Origin of the sequence: Bacillus sp. FJAT-45066 (assembly GCF_002335755.1) — a bacterium.
GTDB classification, from domain to species: Bacteria; Bacillota; Bacilli; order Bacillales; family Bacillaceae_I; genus Bacillus_CD; species Bacillus_CD alkalisoli.
The window spans coordinates 1,640,477-1,660,146 of the sequence record NZ_NISQ01000001.1; the positions used below are offsets into that span (position 1 = coordinate 1,640,477).

25 protein-coding genes are annotated in these 19,670 nt (G+C 34.4%); 9 read left to right on the forward strand and 16 right to left on the reverse strand.

Annotated elements, in window-relative coordinates; translation table 11 throughout:
• Nucleotides 1-55: 55 nt before the first annotated feature.
• Complete coding sequence (locus CDZ92_RS08295) at nt 56-337, reverse strand: YlaN family protein (protein ID WP_096154776.1); 282 nt, start codon at nt 335-337, stop codon at nt 56-58.
• Nucleotides 338-442: 105 nt separating this feature from the next.
• Nucleotides 443-1,372 carry a glutaminase A gene (gene glsA, locus CDZ92_RS08300; protein ID WP_096154777.1) on the reverse strand — a complete coding sequence of 310 codons (930 nt, stop codon included), beginning with the start codon at nt 1,370-1,372 and terminating at the stop codon, nt 443-445.
• Between the two features lie 172 nt (nt 1,373-1,544).
• Between glsA and CDZ92_RS08305 the strand changes: the two genes are divergently transcribed.
• Nucleotides 1,545-2,045, forward strand: a complete 501-nt coding sequence (locus CDZ92_RS08305) for a hypothetical protein (protein WP_096154778.1) — start codon at nt 1,545-1,547, stop codon at nt 2,043-2,045.
• Between the two features lie 91 nt (nt 2,046-2,136).
• On the opposite strand, the gene CDZ92_RS08310 is transcribed toward CDZ92_RS08305, so the two are convergent.
• Nucleotides 2,137-3,465 (reverse strand): PhoH family protein, encoded by a 1,329-nt coding sequence (locus CDZ92_RS08310; protein WP_096154779.1) that lies wholly within the window; start codon nt 3,463-3,465, stop codon nt 2,137-2,139.
• Between the two features lie 206 nt (nt 3,466-3,671).
• On the opposite strand from CDZ92_RS08310, the gene CDZ92_RS08315 reads away from it, so the two are divergent.
• Complete coding sequence (locus CDZ92_RS08315) at nt 3,672-4,298, forward strand: YhcN/YlaJ family sporulation lipoprotein (protein ID WP_096154780.1); 627 nt, start codon at nt 3,672-3,674, stop codon at nt 4,296-4,298.
• A gap of 370 nt (nt 4,299-4,668) precedes the next feature.
• On the opposite strand, the gene CDZ92_RS08320 is transcribed toward CDZ92_RS08315, so the two are convergent.
• Nucleotides 4,669-5,127 carry a pyridoxamine 5'-phosphate oxidase family protein gene (locus CDZ92_RS08320; RefSeq protein ID WP_096154781.1) on the reverse strand — a complete coding sequence of 153 codons (459 nt, stop codon included), beginning with the start codon at nt 5,125-5,127 and terminating at the stop codon, nt 4,669-4,671.
• 100 nt (nt 5,128-5,227) lie between these two features.
• Between CDZ92_RS08320 and CDZ92_RS08325 the strand changes: the two genes are divergently transcribed.
• Together CDZ92_RS08325 and CDZ92_RS08330 are read left to right on the forward strand one after the other, a co-directional pair.
• Nucleotides 5,228-5,428, forward strand: coding sequence for a YlaI family protein (locus tag CDZ92_RS08325; RefSeq protein ID WP_096154782.1), 201 nt, complete (start codon nt 5,228-5,230; stop codon nt 5,426-5,428).
• Nucleotides 5,422-5,850 (forward strand): hypothetical protein, encoded by a 429-nt coding sequence (locus CDZ92_RS08330; protein ID WP_096154783.1) that lies wholly within the window; start codon nt 5,422-5,424, stop codon nt 5,848-5,850. Before CDZ92_RS08325 ends, CDZ92_RS08330 begins: the two co-directional genes overlap by 7 nt.
• A gap of 45 nt (nt 5,851-5,895) precedes the next feature.
• Here CDZ92_RS08330 and CDZ92_RS08335 read toward each other — a convergent pair whose 3' ends face one another.
• From CDZ92_RS08335 to typA, 3 genes are all read right to left on the reverse strand, one after another.
• The gene (locus tag CDZ92_RS08335) at nt 5,896-6,192 is read right to left on the reverse strand and encodes a hypothetical protein (RefSeq protein WP_096154784.1); all 297 of its coding nucleotides are present in this window, start codon (nt 6,190-6,192) and stop codon (nt 5,896-5,898) included.
• A 2-nt stretch (nt 6,193-6,194) separates the two neighbouring features.
• Nucleotides 6,195-6,512: a YlaH-like family protein gene (locus CDZ92_RS08340; RefSeq protein ID WP_176483737.1), complete on the reverse strand. Its 318-nt coding sequence runs from the start codon at nt 6,510-6,512 to the stop codon at nt 6,195-6,197.
• Between the two features lie 102 nt (nt 6,513-6,614).
• On the reverse strand, nt 6,615-8,456 hold the full coding sequence (typA, locus tag CDZ92_RS08345; protein ID WP_096154785.1) for a translational GTPase TypA: 1,842 nt from the start codon (nt 8,454-8,456) through the stop codon (nt 6,615-6,617).
• A 168-nt stretch (nt 8,457-8,624) separates the two neighbouring features.
• Here typA and CDZ92_RS20490 point away from each other — a divergent pair, with 168 nt between their 5' ends.
• On the forward strand, nt 8,625-8,798 hold the full coding sequence (locus CDZ92_RS20490; RefSeq protein ID WP_406564896.1) for a DUF5325 family protein: 174 nt from the start codon (nt 8,625-8,627) through the stop codon (nt 8,796-8,798).
• Between the two features lie 30 nt (nt 8,799-8,828).
• Here the strand turns inward: CDZ92_RS20490 and CDZ92_RS08355 are convergent, their stop codons facing one another.
• Both CDZ92_RS08355 and CDZ92_RS08360 read right to left on the reverse strand, forming a co-directional pair.
• Entirely contained in the window at nt 8,829-9,635 is an 807-nt protein-coding gene (locus CDZ92_RS08355; protein ID WP_096154786.1) for an inositol monophosphatase family protein, read from the reverse strand.
• Nucleotides 9,636-9,770: 135 nt separating this feature from the next.
• Nucleotides 9,771-9,959 (reverse strand): hypothetical protein, encoded by a 189-nt coding sequence (locus CDZ92_RS08360; RefSeq protein ID WP_096154787.1) that lies wholly within the window; start codon nt 9,957-9,959, stop codon nt 9,771-9,773.
• Nucleotides 9,960-10,191: 232 nt separating this feature from the next.
• Here CDZ92_RS08360 and CDZ92_RS08365 point away from each other — a divergent pair, with 232 nt between their 5' ends.
• Nucleotides 10,192-10,830 (forward strand): YktB family protein, encoded by a 639-nt coding sequence (locus CDZ92_RS08365; RefSeq protein WP_096154788.1) that lies wholly within the window; start codon nt 10,192-10,194, stop codon nt 10,828-10,830.
• A 28-nt stretch (nt 10,831-10,858) separates the two neighbouring features.
• On the opposite strand, the gene CDZ92_RS08370 is transcribed toward CDZ92_RS08365, so the two are convergent.
• On the reverse strand, nt 10,859-11,140 hold the full coding sequence (locus CDZ92_RS08370; RefSeq protein ID WP_096154789.1) for a UPF0223 family protein: 282 nt from the start codon (nt 11,138-11,140) through the stop codon (nt 10,859-10,861).
• A gap of 52 nt (nt 11,141-11,192) precedes the next feature.
• Nucleotides 11,193-12,149, reverse strand: coding sequence for an NAD(P)H-dependent flavin oxidoreductase (locus CDZ92_RS08375; protein ID WP_096154790.1), 957 nt, complete (start codon nt 12,147-12,149; stop codon nt 11,193-11,195).
• Between the two features lie 201 nt (nt 12,150-12,350).
• Here CDZ92_RS08375 and CDZ92_RS08380 point away from each other — a divergent pair, with 201 nt between their 5' ends.
• Nucleotides 12,351-13,832: an aminotransferase class I/II-fold pyridoxal phosphate-dependent enzyme gene (locus CDZ92_RS08380; protein ID WP_096154791.1), complete on the forward strand. Its 1,482-nt coding sequence runs from the start codon at nt 12,351-12,353 to the stop codon at nt 13,830-13,832.
• An 82-nt stretch (nt 13,833-13,914) separates the two neighbouring features.
• On the opposite strand, the gene CDZ92_RS08385 is transcribed toward CDZ92_RS08380, so the two are convergent.
• Together CDZ92_RS08385 and CDZ92_RS08390 are read right to left on the reverse strand one after the other, a co-directional pair.
• Nucleotides 13,915-14,034 carry a GapA-binding peptide SR1P gene (locus CDZ92_RS08385; protein WP_096154792.1) on the reverse strand — a complete coding sequence of 40 codons (120 nt, stop codon included), beginning with the start codon at nt 14,032-14,034 and terminating at the stop codon, nt 13,915-13,917.
• A 239-nt stretch (nt 14,035-14,273) separates the two neighbouring features.
• Complete coding sequence (locus tag CDZ92_RS08390; protein WP_096154793.1) at nt 14,274-14,573, reverse strand: DUF3055 domain-containing protein; 300 nt, start codon at nt 14,571-14,573, stop codon at nt 14,274-14,276.
• A gap of 149 nt (nt 14,574-14,722) precedes the next feature.
• On the opposite strand from CDZ92_RS08390, the gene CDZ92_RS08395 reads away from it, so the two are divergent.
• Nucleotides 14,723-15,148 (forward strand): DUF1885 family protein, encoded by a 426-nt coding sequence (locus CDZ92_RS08395; RefSeq protein ID WP_096154794.1) that lies wholly within the window; start codon nt 14,723-14,725, stop codon nt 15,146-15,148.
• Nucleotides 15,149-15,176: 28 nt separating this feature from the next.
• On the opposite strand, the gene CDZ92_RS08400 is transcribed toward CDZ92_RS08395, so the two are convergent.
• Nucleotides 15,177-16,055 (reverse strand): polysaccharide deacetylase family protein, encoded by an 879-nt coding sequence (locus CDZ92_RS08400; RefSeq protein ID WP_096154795.1) that lies wholly within the window; start codon nt 16,053-16,055, stop codon nt 15,177-15,179.
• 392 nt (nt 16,056-16,447) lie between these two features.
• Here CDZ92_RS08400 and CDZ92_RS08405 point away from each other — a divergent pair, with 392 nt between their 5' ends.
• On the forward strand, nt 16,448-16,846 hold the full coding sequence (locus CDZ92_RS08405) for a hypothetical protein (protein ID WP_096154796.1): 399 nt from the start codon (nt 16,448-16,450) through the stop codon (nt 16,844-16,846).
• Nucleotides 16,847-16,885: 39 nt separating this feature from the next.
• Here the strand turns inward: CDZ92_RS08405 and lpdA are convergent, their stop codons facing one another.
• A complete protein-coding gene (lpdA, locus tag CDZ92_RS08410; RefSeq protein ID WP_096154797.1) occupies nt 16,886-18,298 on the reverse strand; it encodes a dihydrolipoyl dehydrogenase in 1,413 nt (470 codons plus the stop codon).
• 5 nt (nt 18,299-18,303) lie between these two features.
• Entirely contained in the window at nt 18,304-19,653 is a 1,350-nt protein-coding gene (locus CDZ92_RS08415) for a dihydrolipoamide acetyltransferase family protein (RefSeq protein WP_096154798.1), read from the reverse strand.
• Between the last annotated feature and the right edge of the window lie 17 nt (nt 19,654-19,670).

A 19,670-nucleotide genomic window follows, 5' to 3' on the forward strand; every position in this document is an offset into this window, starting at 1 on the left:
AAAAGAGCCATATAAATAAAAAAAATTCATCCATATGTATGGATGAATTTTTTTATTATTTTTTTTCCCAAGCTTCATGTAAGGCAGATAATTCACGTTCTAATTTACCGAGAATATCTTTACCTTCTTTACCTGAAAGAAGACCTAATCTTACTGCAAAATCGATTTCCCGTGACAATCCAAACATTTGCGTGTCCAATACTTCTTCATATAAAGGACATTGAGGCATTGTTAAGTTATCCATTTGCACTTGAATGAGTTTTAATATTTTATCGGCATCAGCTTTCAATAGCGTAACCGCTTTTTCACGATGATCGACAATAATTTCGGATGTCAAAATCGATCCCTCCGTTTAAGAACATATATCTATCCTTAAATTTTATCGTTCTTTTCTCAAAATTGCAAGATTAGGCTCAATATATTTGTTTATTTTATTACATTTTCAAAACATGCTAAGGTCATATCGTTCATTCAAGAGCTCCAATAGCTTTAGTCCAGTGTGGCTATTCCCTATCTCGTTTAATGCTGGACCGAAAATCCCTATTCCGAATCTTTTTGGTACGGATCCCATTATCCCTCCAGAAACACCACTTTTTGCGGGTATTCCAATTTTAATAGCAAACTCACCTGATGCATTGTACATGCCACATGTAACCATAAATGTTTTACATATTCTTGCAACATCTTTCGGAATTATCTGCTCTCCTGTTTCAATGTTCTTTCCATCAAAAGCAAATATTGAACCGATTTTCGCTAAATCTAAACAGTTCATTTTTATTGCGCACTGTTTCGTATATACTTCCAAAATTTCTTCAACATCACCTAAAATGCTACCACCATTTTTCATATAAAAACAAAGGGAACGATTAAGGAATGACGTGTTAAATTCTGAAATAGCTACTTCCTGCGAATATGTGACTGATTTAGATCCACATAATTTCCTTACAAATTCTAATAAATAATTTACTCTATCATCTATCGTATCCCCTTTAATCATCGATGTTACTACTAACGCTCCTGCATTAATCATCGGATTAAGTGGTTTAGACTTTGATGTTGTTTCTAGTTTAATGATTGAATTAAAAGGGTCTCCAGTTGGCTCCTTCCCAACTTTATGAAAAACATGCTCAGGTCCATAATCCATTAATACTAAAGCTAAAGAAATAATTTTAGATATACTTTGTAAAGTAAATGTCTTTTCAATATTCCCTGCTGAAACACAAGGTTTATTTGGGAATACAATAGCACATGAAAGATCTTCTGGATTTTCTCTTTGTAAAGCTGGGATATAGTTCGCAACTTTACCTTCTATTGCTACCTTTTTAGATTCATCTATTAATACTTGAAGTTCTTCACTTGACCTGCAAGGCATGTATTTATTCTCCTATTCTTCTTATATTCACATCCATGAGTAGAAATGTTATGTATTGTTAGAATAACCTTTTTTTTCGTTCTAAAACGTCATTATGAAAAGGTTATTGTGTCATAATAGAAATGTTATGGAAATTTCGATATAATAAGAAAAAATGTAACAGGGGGACAACATGGAGAACATCATTCATATAGAAGGTAAAGTTAAGTTTACCATCACTTTAGATCCAGGTGTATGGATTTTTGACGACCGTCGTATTGACTTAGAAAGTTATTTTACGGAAGAAAAAGAAGAGGAAATCTCTGCAATTGAAAAATACACAAAAAATATTTCAAAACATTGGGATAGAGAGATCACAGAAGGAGCTATTCATCCTCCAACTTTAAAAACAGAAAAAAAGTTTGAAAAAGAAAAAGTATTAACCAGTACTTTTGGAATTAAATTGGCACCATTTATTGAAAATGCCGAGCCGTTTGAGAACTCTAGTACAGTTACTTTTGTTAGCAATAATAATGAACAATGTTTTTCAATTAAAGAAGCAAAAGAAATGATTATGAAGTTTTCAAACAAAGGGAAACCTTTAAAAAGTGACGGACCCGTACATATTATTTATAATAATGGCTCTAATTTGGATAATCCGATAAAGGGCGTGCACAAAATAATAATCTCCTAACACTAATAGGGATGTGTTACTATAATGGTCTTTACCAATATAGACACATCCCTATCTTTTTCCCGTTCAACATATTTTATTAAGTTTAACCTTATAAAATATCCGCAGCTAGTTTAGCTAATTTGGAACGTTCACCTTTTACTAATCTTATATGTCCTGCCACCCCTTGATCTTTAAACTTTTCCACTACGTATGTTAATCCATTATTAAATTCATCCAGGTACGGATGGTCAATTTGTTCAGGGTCTCCCATTAAAACAATTTTACTGCGCTCCCCTACTCTTGTTAAAATCGTTTTCACTTCATGTTTTGTTAAGTTTTGAGCCTCATCAATTATAATAAATTGCTCCGGAATGCTTCTACCACGTATATAAGTTAACGCTTCTACTTCAATTGATCCGATTCCTGCTAGGATCGCATCAAGTTCTCCAGGTTTTTTAGTGTTAAATAAATATTCTAAATTATCATAAATGGGCTGCATCCAAGGTCTTAATTTCTCTTGTTTTTCTCCTGGTAAATAACCTATGTCTTTTCCAACTGGCACTATTGGTCTTGCTACTAATAGCTTTTTAAACTTATTAAGGTCTTCTGTTTGCATTAAACCCGCTGCAAGGGCAATTAGCGTTTTACCTGTTCCTGCTTTACCTGTTAATGTTATTAAAGGTATATCATCTCTTAGCAACAATTCCAACGCCATCGTTTGTTGAGCATTCCTAGGGCGTATACCCCATATATGATCGAAGTCAAAGATGAGTTTTTTCACTTTATTACCTGTTAAATCTGCAACTCCAATGGCTGATGCAGAACTCCCTAATGCATCTTTCATGATGATAAATTGATTAGGATAAAATGGATGATTAACTAATTCCGATACGGAAATTTCTCCACGTTCATAAAACAAACTTAAAACCTCTGTTGAAACATACATTTCTAAAAATCCCTTATAAATGTGGTCCATTTCCACCACACGATCATTTAAAAAATCTTGAGAAGTTAGTCCAATTGCATCCGCTTTTACCCGAACCAACGCATCTTTACTAACCAAAATAACAGGTTTTCCATCTTCTTTTGTTTGTTCTTCTAGAAATAAGTTTTTTGCAACTGCGAGTATTCTATTATCATTTGTTTTTTCAACAAAGATTTCTTGTAACTCATGAAAACTGCGGTGATTTAGTTCAATTCGTATAGAACCACCAGTATGGATTGGTATTTTTTCGTGTAATTTTCCCGTTTGCCTTAATGAATCGATTATTTTAGAAACTTGTCTTGCATTACGACCTATCTCATCCATATAACGTTTCTTAGAATCCACCTCTTCTAACACAACTGCTGGAATGACAATTTCATTGTCACCAAATTGATAAATGGAATGTGGGTCTTGTAATAAGACATTTGTGTCTAATACATAAATTTTTTTCAACCTTCCGCCTCCTGCTTCTACACTTTTTTCATTTTTTCTCTATTTCGGAGTGTCACAAGGCGTCCATCCTTTACATGGATGACTTGTAAAGGGGAAAGGACGGACCGTTGATAAAATATATGTCCAAATGAATAAAGATAGAAGAACAAATAAACAATAATAGAAAAATTGAACTATCTATTTGTTCAATAAAGGAGTGAAACAACATGAAAAAACAAATAACCATTACACTTTTATTAATAATTTTGTTACTAACTGGTTGTATGAATCAACCTGATAACGTAGCTAGAAATGAAGAAGATAATCGAATTATTCACGTTAAGGACTCTGCAAACCAACAAGTTGATAACAAAACAGGACAAGAAGTATCTCGCCATTTAGTAGAAATTGCCCTTCGTATCCCAAACGTAAATGATGCAACTGCTGTTGTAATTGGCCCTTATGCGGTTGTTGGAATTGATGTGAATTCTAAACTAGATCGTTCTCGAGTAAGTACCATAAAGTATTCTGTTGCAGAAAGTTTAAAAAAAGATCCGTATGGAGCCAATGCTATTATCATTGCGGATGCTGATACGTATGTTCGTCTACAAGAAATGGGGAGAGATATCCAAAGAGGTCGCCCAGTTGCTGGCATATTAGAAGAGCTTGCTGAAATTGTAGGTAGAGTAATGCCTGAAATACCAATAGACTTAAAAGAACCAGCTGAACCTAACCCTACAGAACAGAACAATCCTCAAATGCCTGAAAATGAAGCGAGAGAATTAGAAGAAAAACAACAAGAACAATCCAATCATTATAAAAAAGAAGAACGATATAAAAATGTAGGAAACTGAGTACTGTTCATAATGACTTACTACTTTACGAACCCTAGTTATGATATTGATTTAACTAATTTTAAGCAAAAGAAAAGAGACTAGGATAAAAGGCGGTTAATAATATTGAAGAGGCCCGCAAGAACAATTTTTGGTTCTTGAGGGCCTCTCCTTATTGGTGGAACAAAATAATATGCCAATGCGAAAGAAAGTCCGAAAGCACTTTCCACAAACCAACTTCATAGACCTTATGAAGTTCAACTACAACAATTTTTTAAGCCTAGATGAACTTCATAGGCCATATGAAGTTCAACTACAACAATTTTTTAAGCCTAGATATACTTCATACTTTTTGTCCCAGACTCTTTTTTTCGTTTGAAATACATTACTGTTATTTGAATTTTATCAGAGCGGTGTAGATTTGTTCATCTAGTTTTTGTGCTGCGTTTTTATCGTAAGTTTTTTCATACTGTGGTTCTACACTCAACTTTGCACCATAAAACATAACATCTCTAACAGCTGTCACTTTTAACTCAACAAGCGAGAGCTTTAAAGGTACATTTTCAATTAATTCATTCTGAATCTTTGCTGTAGCATGAACGGAGTATACTGATTCGTTAGCATGTACCGTAACAACTACTTTGTCATTATGTAGTATGTTTTTAATAATCCTTGATGAAAAATCTACTGCTAACAATATTGTTGTACTATTCTCAGCGTAAATCCAAGATAAAGCACTAACACTAGGGCCTTTAGATTCAAAATCTATCGTACATAATGATACAAGTCTATCCTCTTGCAATGCTTTAAGTAAAGGCTCAATCAATTCTGGTTCCGTTATATTTGGCATACTTGACCCCTCCACATTGAAAAATAAATACATTTTAGATTTAACGGTTTTTTCTATATTATGCTATACTTATACCATATTTACCATAAGAGGTGGACATATGAGAGTAAAATGTGTGTTATGTGACAAAATTGAATCGATTGACGATGAATTGTTAATAGCAAAACGTCTACGAAATAGACCTATTCATACATATATGTGTAACGAATGTAGCGAAAGAATTGAAAAGAGAACAAATGAAAGATTTGCAACTGGAAATTTTCGATTGTACGAACCAAAAAGAGATCAAGATGAATGGTAAAAAACATTTGGAATGGTGCATTGACGGGCTTAGTAAGTGGGATTTTAATGGGGCTGTTAATGAAATTGTTTCAAACATTTTTCCAAAAAGATGTTTATACTCTTTTATTAAACATTGATTTTATACCTTATTTAGGTTCTTTTAGCTTTAGCGAAACGGTTGAATTTATATTCCATTTAATAATAGCATTAGGTATAGGTGTTTTATTTTCTCTAATTGTGCAAAAATATCATTTAGTTAAAAAAAGAGCTCAATTTTTACTTTCTATTATATTAACGTTCCCTACTATATTTTTATATTTTCCATTGACCTTTCTTGCGATGAAAGAAACACCAGCTATGAACGATGTCTTTGCATTAACCTTATGGACAGTAGCACACCTGTTCTTTGCGCTATTACTACCTATTTTCTATAGAATATAAGATGAAAAAGCATAAAAACTAGAAGAAGCCTAAATAGTAATCTATTTAGGCTTCTTCGTTTTCATAATTTTTATAACGCTCCGGCTCCTCACTTATTTGATTTATCATGACATCAATAAGCTCGATAGGGAATCGTGTTTTTTTCATTTCACCATGTTGTTCATATGATACATAGTACATTGGCTCTTCTTTTACAAATTCAATGGAAGTAATTTCATGATCTTCCATCAACATACTTTTAAAAAGAGTCTCAGTCTCTTGAGCTGCACTATCATCTTTACGTACATCTGCTACTACTTTAATTGTTAACCAATTATAAATTGTATCTTGTAAAGAGCGCATCGTTACGACTCCTTTTGTTCCATTTTATTCGAGTTGTGTAAGCGTATTTTATATATGATTAAAATTAACGCTGCAACAACTAACCCTTCCGCTACCGGTAGAAACGCTCCTAAAAACGTTAGAACAGAAGTTCCAAAAAATAAAAATAAATAAATGACTGCTGACTTTAAAATTGGAAGCTTTAACGCAAAGCCTAATTTATATACTAGGACGGATAAAGCAAAGATTGTTAAAAATAACAACCACATTCCTAATTCAGGGTTTTCGTCAACTCGATATAATTTTGCAAAGAAAGAAAGTCTCTCAGAAACATCCACCATTGTCTACTCCCCCTTATAGTTAAAATTCTAAAGAAGCTCGCAATATTTTTACCTTAAATTAAATTAAGATATCCGTATTGCGAGCAACTCCAGTTTTAATTTTTACTTTTCTGCCGCTGCAAGCTTTTTCTTCTTCGCTGTTCTTTCACGCTCATTTTTATCTAGAACCTTTTTACGTAAACGAATGGATTGAGGTGTGATTTCACAGTACTCATCATCATTTAAATATTCTAGAGATTCTTCAAGCGTCATAATACGCGGTTTTTTCATACCAACTGTTTGGTCTTTGTTAGCTGAACGAATGTTTGTCGCTTGTTTCATTTTACATACGTTTACAACTAAGTCGTTGTCACGGTTATGCTCTCCTACGATCATTCCTTCATAAACTTCTGTACCAGGCTCAACGAAGATTACTCCACGATCCTCAATTCCCATAATACCGTAAGAAGAAGCTTTACCAGATTCCATTGAGACTAGTACACCTTGACGACGTCCACCAACTTGCCCTTGAGCCATAGGTTGGTAACTATCGAATGTGTGGTTGATGATTCCGAAACCACGTGTTAATGATAGGAACTCAGTAGAGTAACCAATTAATCCACGAGAAGGGACCATAAAGATTAAGCGAACTTGTCCATTACCATTGTTAATCATATCAACCATTTCACCTTTACGTGCTCCGATTGATTCCATAACCCCACCAGTATGCTCTTCAGGCACATCAATTTGTACACGCTCTACTGGTTCGCATTTTACACCATCAACTGTGCGAATGATGACTTCTGGTTTAGACACTTGTAATTCAAATCCTTCACGACGCATGTTTTCAATTAAGATAGATAAGTGTAATTCTCCACGACCTGAAATAACCCAAGCATCTGGTGAATCTGTAGGGTCTACACGTAAACTTACATCTGTTTCTAATTGAGCAGTTAAACGCTCTTCAATTTTACGAGAAGTTACAAACTTACCTTCTTTACCAGCAAAAGGTGAGTTATTTACTAAGAAAGTCATTTGTAATGTCGGCTCATCAATACGTAATATAGGAAGAGCTTCTTGGTGTTCCGTAGGACAAACTGTTTCTCCTACGTTAATATCTTCCATTCCTGAAACAGCTACGAGGTCACCAGCTTTTGCTTCTTCAATTTCTACTCGCTTTAAGCCAATGAAACCGAATAGCTTAGAAACACGGAATTGTTTCACTTTTCCATCTAGTTTCATTAAAGAAACTTGTTGACCAACTTTCATCGTACCGCGGAAAATACGACCAATACCAATTCTTCCTACATAGTCATTGTAGTCAAGTAAAGATACTTGGAATTGTAATGGTTCGTCACTGTTATCGAAAGGAGCAGGAATATGTTTAATAATCGCTTCATAAATTGCTTCCATGTTTTCATCTTGCTTTTCTGGATCTGTACTAGCAGTTCCATTAATTGCAGATGCATAGACTACTGGGAATTCTAATTGTTCTTCAGAAGCATCAAGTTCAATAAACAAATCGATAACTTCATCTACTACTTCAGAAGGACGTGCAAAATCACGGTCAATTTTATTTACAACTACTATTGGCGTTAAGTTTTGCTCTAATGCTTTCTTTAAAACGAAACGTGTTTGTGGCATACAACCTTCATATGCATCAACAACTAAAAGAACACCATCAACCATTTTCATGATACGCTCTACTTCTCCACCGAAGTCAGCATGTCCTGGTGTATCCATAATGTTAATTCTTGTGTCTTTATAATTAATAGCTGTATTCTTAGCTAAAATTGTAATTCCACGTTCTCTTTCTAAATCATTTGAATCCATCGCACGTTCTTGAACCGTTTCATTTGTACGGAACGTTCCTGCTTGATGTAATAATTTATCTACTAACGTTGTTTTACCATGGTCAACGTGAGCTATAATTGCTATATTTCGAATATCATTACGAATTTTCAAAATTTCATCTCCCTAATGTCAAAAATCAAACCAAATAGTATTATACCACAAACATAGTAGAAAAAACGATTCTGTTTATGTAAAATAATAATGAATAAAAAATTATGTAAATATAAGATTATTTTCTGAAAAGTTAAATTATTCTTTTGTTTAAAAAAGGGAGTATGAATGATGAAAAATATTCAATGGAAGTTTATCGCTTTTGCTATTGCTACAGCCTTCTCTATGGGACTAATTGGTGTTGCTGTTGCATACAGAAGTTTAACAGGTATTATTCTATCCACAATCTTAGTGATTATTGTAATGGGATTAGGCTTTAGAGCAAAAAGGTTAGAACAATAAAAGACAGAAAAGAAGACGGAGTATTAACACTCAGTCTTCTTTTTGCTTTAACTTATATAAGTAATTTTCCATAATTTCTTCGTGTAATCCTGGTTTACATACAAAAACGCTGTTTTGTTCTAATAAATTTAATGGTTCACCGTACAGTGTGGTAACTTTTCCACCTAACTCATTAATTATGATTAGGCCTGCCGCAAAATCCCATGGAGAAAGTCTTAATGTAATATAGGCATCAATTCTACCTGTAGCTACGTATGCAAACTCTAGAGCTGCCGATCCGTATGATCTAGTACCCCTTACATCTTTTACGAGTGGGGCCAATATAGTTGGATCAATTCGCTTATTTTCCGTCACCCATGTTGCGTTCATCCCTATTACCGCATCTTCCACTTTTACCTCATTTAAGGCCGGTATAGGGTCTTCATTGAAAAATGCTCCCTGTCCTTCAAATGCATGATATAACTCATCTCTAATCACATCATAAATTAAACCTATCTTCCCAATTCCGTCCTCATACACTGCAACAGAGATAGCGAAGTTTCGTTTTTGATGAACAAAGTTCATTGTTCCATCAATAGGATCGATAATCCAAACAGTACCTTTTAATTCTTTAACTGTATTACCAAATCCTTCTTCTCCTAAAATTTGATGTTCAGGATATTTCTCATTAATTTTTTTGATGAAGAATTCTTCGGTTTCTTTGTCCATATTTGTAACTAAATCATCTCTAGATGTTTTTGTTTCAATCATTAATTCTTTATGTAAGGATGCTTTAATTCTATCGCCAGCTTCACGTGTCCACTGTTTAGCGTCTTTATCAATTTCAGACCAATTCATTTACTTCCAACCTTTCACTATAAACTTTCAGTAATATGTATGGTTATTAGCTTACTTAATCATTCCTACAAAATCAAGCAAATTGCCCGCACAGAAAAACGAACCATTTTAAGGTTCGTTTTGTAGCAATAGCCACTAAACCTCTAAACTTAGCATCTCACTACGAAGTTTTTCTAATCTTACTTTCGTTTCTTCAATTATTTTTATATCTTTTGCAATAATGGCATCATAGAGTGTAACTAGTTCGTAATCAATTTCTAACTTTAATACTTTTTTTCTATTTTCATTTGTTCGCTTTTTCCACGGTTTTACTACTTGGTTCATGTTCCGTACCTCCTTTTCCATTTATATTTCCTGAACTACATTTACAATTTGTAAGTTGATATATCATATGAAAATATGGAAAGAAGGTAACTAAAAATGTGCAAATGACTATAAAAGAGATATCTACTTAAACTATTGGTGAACCACATTTTATTAAAAACACTTTAATTGGTTTTATAAGCGTTATATGCTAAAATACCGTTCATAAATGGCAATAGGGGGGAAGAGAATTATGAGTAAAGAATTCAATGGTTTTAAAGAGGAAGATTTTAACGTATTTACTATAGATGGGCTAGACGAACGAATGGAAGCATTGTCCCAAATCGTTAGACCTAAATTCGAACAATTAAGCAACCATTTTGAACCGATGTTAAGTGTACAAACAGGTGATGAGATGTTTACACATATAGCCAAACATGCACGCCGAACCGTTAATCCACCTAAAGATTCTTGGGTTGCTTTTGCCAATAATAAACGTGGTTATAAAATGATGCCACACTTCCAAATAGGTCTTTGGGAAACGCATGTTTTTGTGTGGTTTGCAGTAATATATGAATCACCTATAAAAGAAGCATATGGTGAGGTTTTATTAAATAACATGGACAAAATATATAAGGAAACACCAACAAACTTTGTGTGGTCAAAAGATCATACGAAGCCAGAAGTGTTAACACACGGTGATTTAAATAAAGAAGATATGAATCAACTGTTTACTAGATTAATTACTGTGAAAAAAGCGGAAATTCTCTGTGGCATTCAAATACCAAAAGAAGAAGCCGTAACTCTTTCAGGGAAAGAGACGATTGAAAAAATGGAACAAGCATTTAAACAATTATCTCCTCTGTATTCATTAGCTCATCAAGCAGTTTAAAAAAAGAAAAAAGCAAGTGTAGCAGTTACTACCTTGCTTTTTCCATTTTCACTTTATCTCCAGAAGATAAGTCTTTTGCTTTTTTTATTACTTTAAATGTAGAGAAACCAGACAACTCTTCGTATTCATCTGTTAATTTTCTTTCTTCTGCCTTACCAGGAACAATTTCTTTAAACCTACGATATTGACTTAGCAAAGCATCACGATCTATTCCTTTTTCATATGTAAGTTCAATCATTTCATAAAACTTTATAACATCTACAATTTCATCTGTACTCCAATCGTGCGAAATCGGATAGGAAAAATCCATATTAATCACCTCAACATTCGTTTAACGAACGTATTATATCATTTGTATATGCTTATATCCAATTTCCTCTAATGTCTTCAGCTTCCTTTATCATTCTTTCTATTAAATCATTTACTGTAGGTGAGTCTTTTATTAAACCCATAACTTGTCCTGCCCAAGCAAACCCTTCTGTTACATTTCCATCATAAATAAACTTCTTATTCGTGTTACCGCTAATATATTCTTTCAGTTCCTCAAATCCACCGCCGTCTTTCTCTATTTTTAATATGCGCTCCGTTAGTTCATTACGTATTGCTCTTGCAGGAGCACCAATGCTTTTCTTTATGATAACTGTATCATTCTCTGTTCCTTCTACTAGTAGTTTTTTATACAAATGGTGTGCATGAATACATTCTTTTGTTGCAATAAACCTTGTACCCATTTCAATCCCTTCTGCCCCAAGTGCCATGGCAGCCATTAACCCTCTTCCATCACCGATGCCACCTGAAGCGATGACTGGAATTTTTACAGAGTCAACAACTTTTGGTATTAACACCATTGTACCGAGATCTTGTTTGCCTAAATGCCCTCCCCCTTCTTGTCCAACTACCATCACAGCGTCCGCCCCAAGCTGTTCTGCTTTTTCAGCTTGTCTATTTGCAGCTACTAGAACCAATTTTTTTATATCTTGTCCTTCCAATCGTTTAAAAATAGGTGCTGGGTTTCCACCAGTCATCGAAATGACAGGTACTTTTTCTTCTATAGCTACTTCCAACATATACTCAAATGGCCTTCCATGTTGTCCGATGGCATAATTCACACCAAAAGGTTTATTAGTAAAACTCTTAACTTTTCTAATCTCCTCTCTCAACTCTTCTGGAGTTTGTAAACTCATGGCAGTTATTTGTCCTAACCCTCCAGCATTGGAGACAGCAGCTGCCAAATCAGCATAAGCCAAATAAGCTAACCCCCCTTGAATAATTGGATATTGAATATTTAATAATTTTGTGACTCTCGTTTCCCATTTCAATTCCAAAACCTCCACAAAAAATCTCTTATCCATTATGGTTCTATTTTTATCGAGTAATTCCTGTTTTTATCACTCATCAAAGGGTATGAAAAAATATCTTTGCAAAAAGATAGATAAATGCTATAATCCTTTTTGTTTTATGAGAAAATATATAGATACTTACGATTAATACGGAATCTAACTAAAGAGGTGTTAACATAATTGAAATATACTCAAAACGACACTCCCCTATTTACAGGACTTTTAAAACATGCTAAAAAGAATCCAGTACAGTTTCATATTCCTGGTCATAAAAAAGGTGCTGGAATGGACCCAGAATTTAGAGAATTTATTGGAGACAATGCATTTTCCATTGATTTAATAAATATTGGACCGCTTGATGATCTTCATCAACCTAAAGGAATAATTAAAGATGCACAAGACTTAGCTGCAAAAGCTTTTGGAGCTGATCATACATTTTTCTCTGTTCAAGGAACTAGCGGAGCTATTATGACAATGGTTATGGCGGTATGTGGACCTGGAGAAAAGATTATAGTGCCGAGAAATGTTCACAAGTCTGTTATGTCGGCTATTGTGTTCTCAGGAGCAGTTCCTATTTTCATTCATCCAGAAATTGACCGAGAATTAGGTATTTCTCATGGTATCACTGCCGAAGCTGTTGAACGCGCATTAAATCAACACCCTGATGCAAAAGGTGTTTTGGTTATTAACCCAACATACTTTGGAGTTTCTGCCGATTTAAGTAAGATTGTAGAGATCGCTCATTCATTCGAAGTTCCAGTATTAGTGGATGAAGCACATGGTGTTCATATACATTTTCATGAAGAACTACCTTTATCCGCCATGCAAGCAGGCGCTGACATGGCTGCTACAAGTGTTCATAAACTAGGGGGTTCCATGACTCAAAGCTCCGTTCTAAACGTACGTGAGGGCCTTGTAAACGTTCATAGAATTCAAGGTATTTTAAGTATGTTAACGACTACATCAACATCTTATTTGTTATTATCATCATTAGATGTCGCTAGAAAACGCTTGGCAACACAAGGGCATGATTTAATTGGTAAAGCAATCGATCTTGCTAATAAAACACGCGAAGCATTAAACAACATACCTGAACTTTATTGTGTTGGAGAAGAAATCTTAGATCAAAAAGCAGCGTTTGATTATGACCCAACAAAACTTATTATTAGTATTAAAAAGTTAGGAATCACTGGCTATGATGTAGAAAAATGGCTACGTGAAAAATATAATATAGAAGTTGAACTCTCTGATTTATACAATATTTTATGTATTATTACACCTGGAGATACAGAAAAGGAAACGAACTTACTAGTAAAAGCTTTACAAGAATTAGCTACAGAAAACTTAATTAATAATACAGAATATAATTTAGATGCTAAAGTTCTTTTACCTGATATTCCAGTATTAGCTTTAGCTCCACGTGAAGCGTTTTACTCAGAAACTGAGGTAGTACCATTTGAAAAATCTGCTGGACGAATTATTGCAGAATTTGTTATGGTTTACCCACCAGGAATTCCAATTTTCACTCCTGGTGAAATTATTTCAGAAGATAATTTAGCTTATATCAAGAAAAATATTGAAGTTGGCCTTCCTGTTCAAGGGCCAGAAGATCACGAACTTAAATCACTTCGTGTTATTAAAGAACATAGAGCTATAAAATAATACAAAAAAAGCAGCTATCTCATCCCCATTAGATAGCTGCTTCTATTATTTGTTCATTCTTTTTATATTTAAAATATACCCCTTATTCTTCCTCACATTTCGGACAATCACAGTCTGTACATTTGGAGTAAAGTGTCGTTACTTTCTCATCTTCGAAGTGACCAATCATGCTGTTACAAGTTTGACAAATAATTGTTCCCATACTTCATTTCCCCTTTTCTGAAGTAAAATTAGTGATTGTTAATTTAAGAAGACTACATTTTTGTAAGCGCTTCCTTTGTTAACTAAATAATAATACATTAAATGTGTTATGTCAATAACTAAATTGTATAACACATTTACATTTTTCGTGTTCATATTTTACTATATGTACTACATTTTCAATAAGAACAACTCGAAAAAAGTAGCACTCAAAGTTGAGTGCTACTTCTACCATCTACCTTACTCATATTGTTCTTGAAACGGTACTGCAGGAATGGCACTTAAGAAAAACTCTGCTAAGTCTTCTGCTTCTTCTTTAGATTCTATACGGAATGCTTGCTGTAAGTGGTCTAAATCACTAATGTCTTTTGGATCGAGGAGAGTGGAGCGGCCAGTTTGCATACAAATAACGAGTGGTTTACCAAAAAATAAATTAGTATAAACTATTCCAAAATCATACCTTACTTCTTCCGTCGTGAAACCAACAAAACGCACATTCACATTTTCTGACTCATCATACAATTTGTCAAATAAATTCATAGTAGGCCTCCTTTAAATTTATATTTTCAGAATATTATTATAACTCAAACAACTTGTAAAAAGCAACTAATTCAACTAATATATTGTCAAATTCTTCTTACAAATGCTAGAATGATAATATTATTGGATTGAAATTAGGAGTGAATAAAATGGCTAGCAGTGCTTATATTAACTTAGTTGAAAAGTCTACAAAGAAAACGATTACAATTGAAGATGTAAAAGAATTATTTAACTATTATAAAGAAATTACGTCAAAAACTGGTGAGCAACTATCTTGGGAATATGCCGAAACTGCTTTTCCATATGAATTAAAGGAAACTCCTGAAGGAAAAGGCACTTGGTTTTATTTAAAAGGAACAGAAGATCGATATAAGATGATTTTAGTTGGTGTTGGAACGCAAGACAAGGTGAATGAGGAAGAAGAATCACTTTCTTACATACAAGTTACTCTACATGACCAATCTACTCATGGTGACAAAGGTAAGGCGAATGAGTTTAGCAAGTATCTTGCCAAGAAGCTAGAAGCTGAACTCAAGCTATTCACTGGCAGTGTTATGTATTTTTATAAAAGATAAGAAAAAGCGGCTAATGATAGCCGCTTTTTTAATTGTTTCCATAAATTCTAATTAACTTTGGATCAAGTATTTCATATCCTTTTTCTTGCAAACCGATAACAATACCCTCTAGAGCTTCATATGTCCATTCTCTGTCATGCATTAACAGGTTTGCTCCACTAGTTAGCAATGGCGTATTTACCATGATATCCGTTAACGTGTCCTTAGTTTTATAATCAATCTCCCAATCATAACCATATGTCCAATTCATTAACAACATGCCCTCTTCTTCCACTAACCGAGATGCATATTCCGTGTTCTGTCCAAAAGGAGCACGAAAGAATTTTGGTCTTTCTCCTAATACTTCTTCAATTAAATCATTAAGCCCTATTATCTCGGTATATTGTTCTTCCTCCGATAGATTACGTAATGATTTATGTGTCATTGTATGATTACCAATTTCAAAACCCATATTAAAAATTTCCTTTAATACTTGTTGTTCTTCTACCGTATCGATAAAGTGACCATTCACAAAGAAAATAGCCTTCACATTTAATTGTTTTAATGTGTTTGCCATTTCGAGCGCATAGCGATCTGGTGCATCATCAATCGTTAGGAGAACCACATCTGGATTAGCATCTCCAATTGGTTTAAGCCCCCAATCTTTGTCTAGATAATATTCTGGCTCTATTTCGACTATAGGTTCATCTTTAATAACTCTATCTTCTTCTTTAACATTTCTTTCTTCTTCTTTAACATTTCTATCTTCTTCTTTAACATTTTCTTCTTTTGGCTCTTTATCTACTTCTTCCTTTTTTTCTTCTAAATTATTTTCATTCTCATTAGCTTGTACATTATCTTCTAGATTATTTGTAGAACAAGCGGCAAGGAGGATGAGCAAAAGAAGTGACAGCATCCATTTTCGCATGGTTTTTCCCCCATATTTGTTTTTAAGTAATTTGGTTTTCCTAGCAATATATTTATGATACAAGCACGCTAACGATAAAAGCAACGGATTTTTTAGGAATTGATGTTTTTATACTTTTTATTATCACAAAACGAGATAGGCATAAACAACTATAACACTCTCATATTTTTCATAAAAAACACGACAAAACACACAAAACTATTGATTACAAATTACTAATTATACTACACTAATTGAATCAACACAGGCAAAATGAATTATTTATCTCTATTTTTCATTTATGTAACATTTAGATGACAAGTCACTTTTTTAAAAGTGTTCATGATAAAATTACACCGTAACATTACATACTAAATATAGATTACTTATAGAATGGAATCGGAGGATTGTTAATGAAAGGAACTTTATTATGGGTGACTTTTTCTTTTTTCTTATTGTCATCTTGCGAAACTAAAGATACCACAAGTAACGTTCCATTTCCTGAAGATACGAAAACATTAGTCTTTTTTTCTGACGAATCAAACATACAGGATGAAAGTAGTTACTACGATGCATTACTAGATTTAAAGAAAACACATCCTACAGAAGTTTCCAATTTAAAAGTAATAAAAGTAACAGATGAACGACTATTATATAAACAGTTTAATATAAAATCGGTACCTTCGTTAATTGTAGTAGAGCATAATGAAGTAATAACCTCTGTTGAAGGTGTTAAAAATAAAGATGATATCATAACACCGATTCAGCAAGCACTAGGAAACTCAACCGTTGTATCAAATAACGAAGAATAAACCTCAGCTAAAATAAGGCTGAGGTTTATTTTTTATACTTTACTTTACAATGTGAATAGGATTTCCCATAGCTACTTCTGCAGCTTCCATTGTAATTTCTCCAAGAGTTGGATGAGCATGAATTGTCATTGCAATGTCTTCAGCTGTCATACCAGCTTCAATTGCTAATCCAAGTTCTGCGATCATATCTGATGCACTTGCTCCCGCAATTTGTGCACCAATTATTAATCCATCTTCTTTACGTGTTATTAATTTCAAGAAACCATCTGTGTTGTTTAATGCTAATGCACGCCCGTTTGCAGCGAATGGGAACTTAGAAGCAAGTATTTCGATTCCTTCTGCTTTTGCCTCAGCCTCTGTATACCCTACAGAAGCTAATTCAGGTTCAGAGAATACTACCGCCGGAATTCCATGATAATCAATCTCTGCTGGGTGTCCAGCAATTGCTTCAGCTGCAATTTTACCTTCGTAAGAAGCTTTATGTGCAAGTGGAGGTCCTTCTACAATATCACCAATTGCATAGATGTTAGAAATATTAGTACGACACTGCTTATCAATTTTAATAACACCACGGTCAGTCATTTCCACCCCAACTTGCTCTAGACCCATTTCATCCGTGTTTGGACGACGACCAACTGTTACTAAAACATAATCTGCTTCGATTACTTTTTCTTCACCTTTTACTTCAATTGTAACTTTTACACCTTCAGCAGTTTCTTCTACACCTTTAGCCATCGCTTTAGTGAAAATTTCAACGTTACCTTTTTTCTTTAAGTTACGTTTTACAATGGAGCTCATTTGTTTCTCAAAGCCTGAAAGGATTTCGTCAGCTGCTTCTACGATTGTAACTTCTGTTCCAAAGTTAGCATATGCAGTACCTAACTCTGTCCCAATGTATCCTCCACCTATAACAATTAGCTTCTTAGGAATCTCTTCTAAAGCTAATGCACCAGTAGAATCAATTACACGCTTTGTATATTTAAATGTTGGAATCTCGATTGGACGAGAACCTGTTGCAATAATACAGTTGTTAAACTTATATGTTTGTGCAGAGTTGTCATCCATAATACGGACTGTATTAGAGTCAACGAAGTAAGCCTCACCACTAACGATGTCAACTTTATTTCCTTTTAGAAGACCTTCTACTCCACCAGTTAATTTATTTACTACACTTGACTTCCACTCTTGAACCTTTGTGAAATCAACAGAAACTTTTTCTGCTTTGATTCCCATATCTTCAGAATGTAATGCAGTTTCGTAACGGTGACCTGCAGAGATTAGAGCTTTAGAAGGAATACATCCTACGTTTAAACATACGCCACCTAAGTTTCCTCTTTCTACAATCGTTACTTTTTGGCCTAGTTGTGCAGCTCGAATCGCCGCAACATATCCACCAGGTCCTGCACCAATGACAAGCGTATCTACATCAATTGCAAAATCTCCTACTACCATTTATATTACGCCTCCATTAATAATAATTGTGGATCGTTCAATAGACGCTTAATATGGTTAAGCGCATTTTGTGCTGTAGCACCATCGATCATACGATGATCAAAGCTTAATGATAAAGCTAATACCGGAGCTACTACAATCTCACCGTTTTTAACTACTGGTTTCTCAGCAATACGACCAATACCTAAAATAGCTACTTCAGGATGATTAATAACAGGCGTAAACCATTGTCCACCAGCTGAACCGATGTTTGTAATTGTGCAAGATGCACCTTTCATATCATCACCAGCTAATTTCCCATCACGAGCTTTTCCAGCTAATTCGTTAATTTCATTAGAAATGGTGAAGATAGACTTACGGTCAGCATCTTTTACTACCGGAACTAATAATCCTTTATCCGTATCAGCTGCAATACCGATGTTGTAATAATGCTTGTGGATAATTTCATCCGTAGCGTCATCTAAAGATGTGTTTAAAGCTGGGAACTCACGTAATGCAGAAGTTAGTGCTTTAACTACATATGGTAAGTAAGTTAATTTAATACCTTTATCTGCTGCAACATTTTTGAACTTTTTGCGGTGTGCAACTAATTCTGTTACATCGACTTCATCCATTAATGTAACGTGAGGTGCTGTATGTTTAGAGTTAACCATTGCTTTTGCAATAGCTTTACGAATACCGCTCATTTTCTCACGAGTTTCTGGATATTGTCCTGCAGGGATAGGTTGTTTTGCAGGTTGTTTTTCTTCTTGTTTTACAGCTTCTGTAGTTGTAGTTGTTTCTTGTGCTACAGGTGCCTCAGTAGTTGTTGGACCAGCTAAAGATGCATCAATATCATCTTTTACAACACGACCATTTTTAGCAGAACCCGCTACTTGTCTAATATCTACACCTTTTTCACGAGCATACTTACGTACAGACGGCATAGCTATAACGCGACGGTTAGGGTCAACTTCAGCTTGAGCTACAGCAGCTGCACCTGTTTCTGCTTTCGGTTCTTCTTTTGGTGTTTCTTCTTTCTTTATTTCTTGACCAGCTTCAGCAGTTGCTTGTACTTGCGCTTCTTCTTTTGGCGCTTCATCTCCATGGTCACCTTTAAACTTAAGGTTTTCATAGCCTGGAGCATCAAATGTAATGATAGTTTGTCCAACAGTTGTTACTGTACCTTCTTCTACTTTTAGTTCTAGTACTTTCCCTTTAACAGGAGAAGGAATTTCAACAACCGCTTTATCATTTTGTACTTCCATTAACACGTCGTCTTCGTTTACTTCGTCACCAGGTTTTACGAACCACTTTACAATTTCACCTTCGTGGATACCTTCACCGATATCAGGCAATTTAAATTCAAATGCCACCGTACTCAGCCTCCTAC

What these genes read in the sequence shown, in the direction of transcription:
- glsA (WP_096154777.1), bottom strand. Translation starts at nt 1,372, where the DNA reads ATGCCTTGCAGGTCAAGTGAAGAACTTCAAGTATTAATAGATGAATCT.
- CDZ92_RS08305 (WP_096154778.1), top strand. Translation starts at nt 1,545, where the DNA reads ATGGAGAACATCATTCATATAGAAGGTAAAGTTAAGTTTACCATCACT.
- CDZ92_RS08315 (WP_096154780.1), top strand. Translation starts at nt 3,672, where the DNA reads ATGAAAAAACAAATAACCATTACACTTTTATTAATAATTTTGTTACTA.
- CDZ92_RS08320 (WP_096154781.1), bottom strand. Translation starts at nt 5,127, where the DNA reads ATGCCAAATATAACGGAACCAGAATTGATTGAGCCTTTACTTAAAGCA.
- CDZ92_RS08325 (WP_096154782.1), top strand. Translation starts at nt 5,228, where the DNA reads ATGAGAGTAAAATGTGTGTTATGTGACAAAATTGAATCGATTGACGAT.
- CDZ92_RS08330 (WP_096154783.1), top strand. Translation starts at nt 5,422, where the DNA reads ATGGTAAAAAACATTTGGAATGGTGCATTGACGGGCTTAGTAAGTGGG.
- CDZ92_RS08335 (WP_096154784.1), bottom strand. Translation starts at nt 6,192, where the DNA reads ATGCGCTCTTTACAAGATACAATTTATAATTGGTTAACAATTAAAGTA.
- CDZ92_RS08340 (WP_176483737.1), bottom strand. Translation starts at nt 6,512, where the DNA reads ATGGTGGATGTTTCTGAGAGACTTTCTTTCTTTGCAAAATTATATCGA.
- CDZ92_RS20490 (WP_406564896.1), top strand. Translation starts at nt 8,625, where the DNA reads ATGATGAAAAATATTCAATGGAAGTTTATCGCTTTTGCTATTGCTACA.
- CDZ92_RS08355 (WP_096154786.1), bottom strand. Translation starts at nt 9,635, where the DNA reads ATGAATTGGTCTGAAATTGATAAAGACGCTAAACAGTGGACACGTGAA.
- CDZ92_RS08360 (WP_096154787.1), bottom strand. Translation starts at nt 9,959, where the DNA reads ATGAACCAAGTAGTAAAACCGTGGAAAAAGCGAACAAATGAAAATAGA.
- CDZ92_RS08365 (WP_096154788.1), top strand. Translation starts at nt 10,192, where the DNA reads ATGAGTAAAGAATTCAATGGTTTTAAAGAGGAAGATTTTAACGTATTT.
- CDZ92_RS08370 (WP_096154789.1), bottom strand. Translation starts at nt 11,140, where the DNA reads ATGGATTTTTCCTATCCGATTTCGCACGATTGGAGTACAGATGAAATT.
- CDZ92_RS08385 (WP_096154792.1), bottom strand. Translation starts at nt 14,034, where the DNA reads ATGGGAACAATTATTTGTCAAACTTGTAACAGCATGATTGGTCACTTC.
- CDZ92_RS08390 (WP_096154793.1), bottom strand. Translation starts at nt 14,573, where the DNA reads ATGAATTTATTTGACAAATTGTATGATGAGTCAGAAAATGTGAATGTG.
- CDZ92_RS08395 (WP_096154794.1), top strand. Translation starts at nt 14,723, where the DNA reads ATGGCTAGCAGTGCTTATATTAACTTAGTTGAAAAGTCTACAAAGAAA.
- CDZ92_RS08400 (WP_096154795.1), bottom strand. Translation starts at nt 16,055, where the DNA reads ATGCGAAAATGGATGCTGTCACTTCTTTTGCTCATCCTCCTTGCCGCT.
- CDZ92_RS08405 (WP_096154796.1), top strand. Translation starts at nt 16,448, where the DNA reads ATGAAAGGAACTTTATTATGGGTGACTTTTTCTTTTTTCTTATTGTCA.
- lpdA (WP_096154797.1), bottom strand. Translation starts at nt 18,298, where the DNA reads ATGGTAGTAGGAGATTTTGCAATTGATGTAGATACGCTTGTCATTGGT.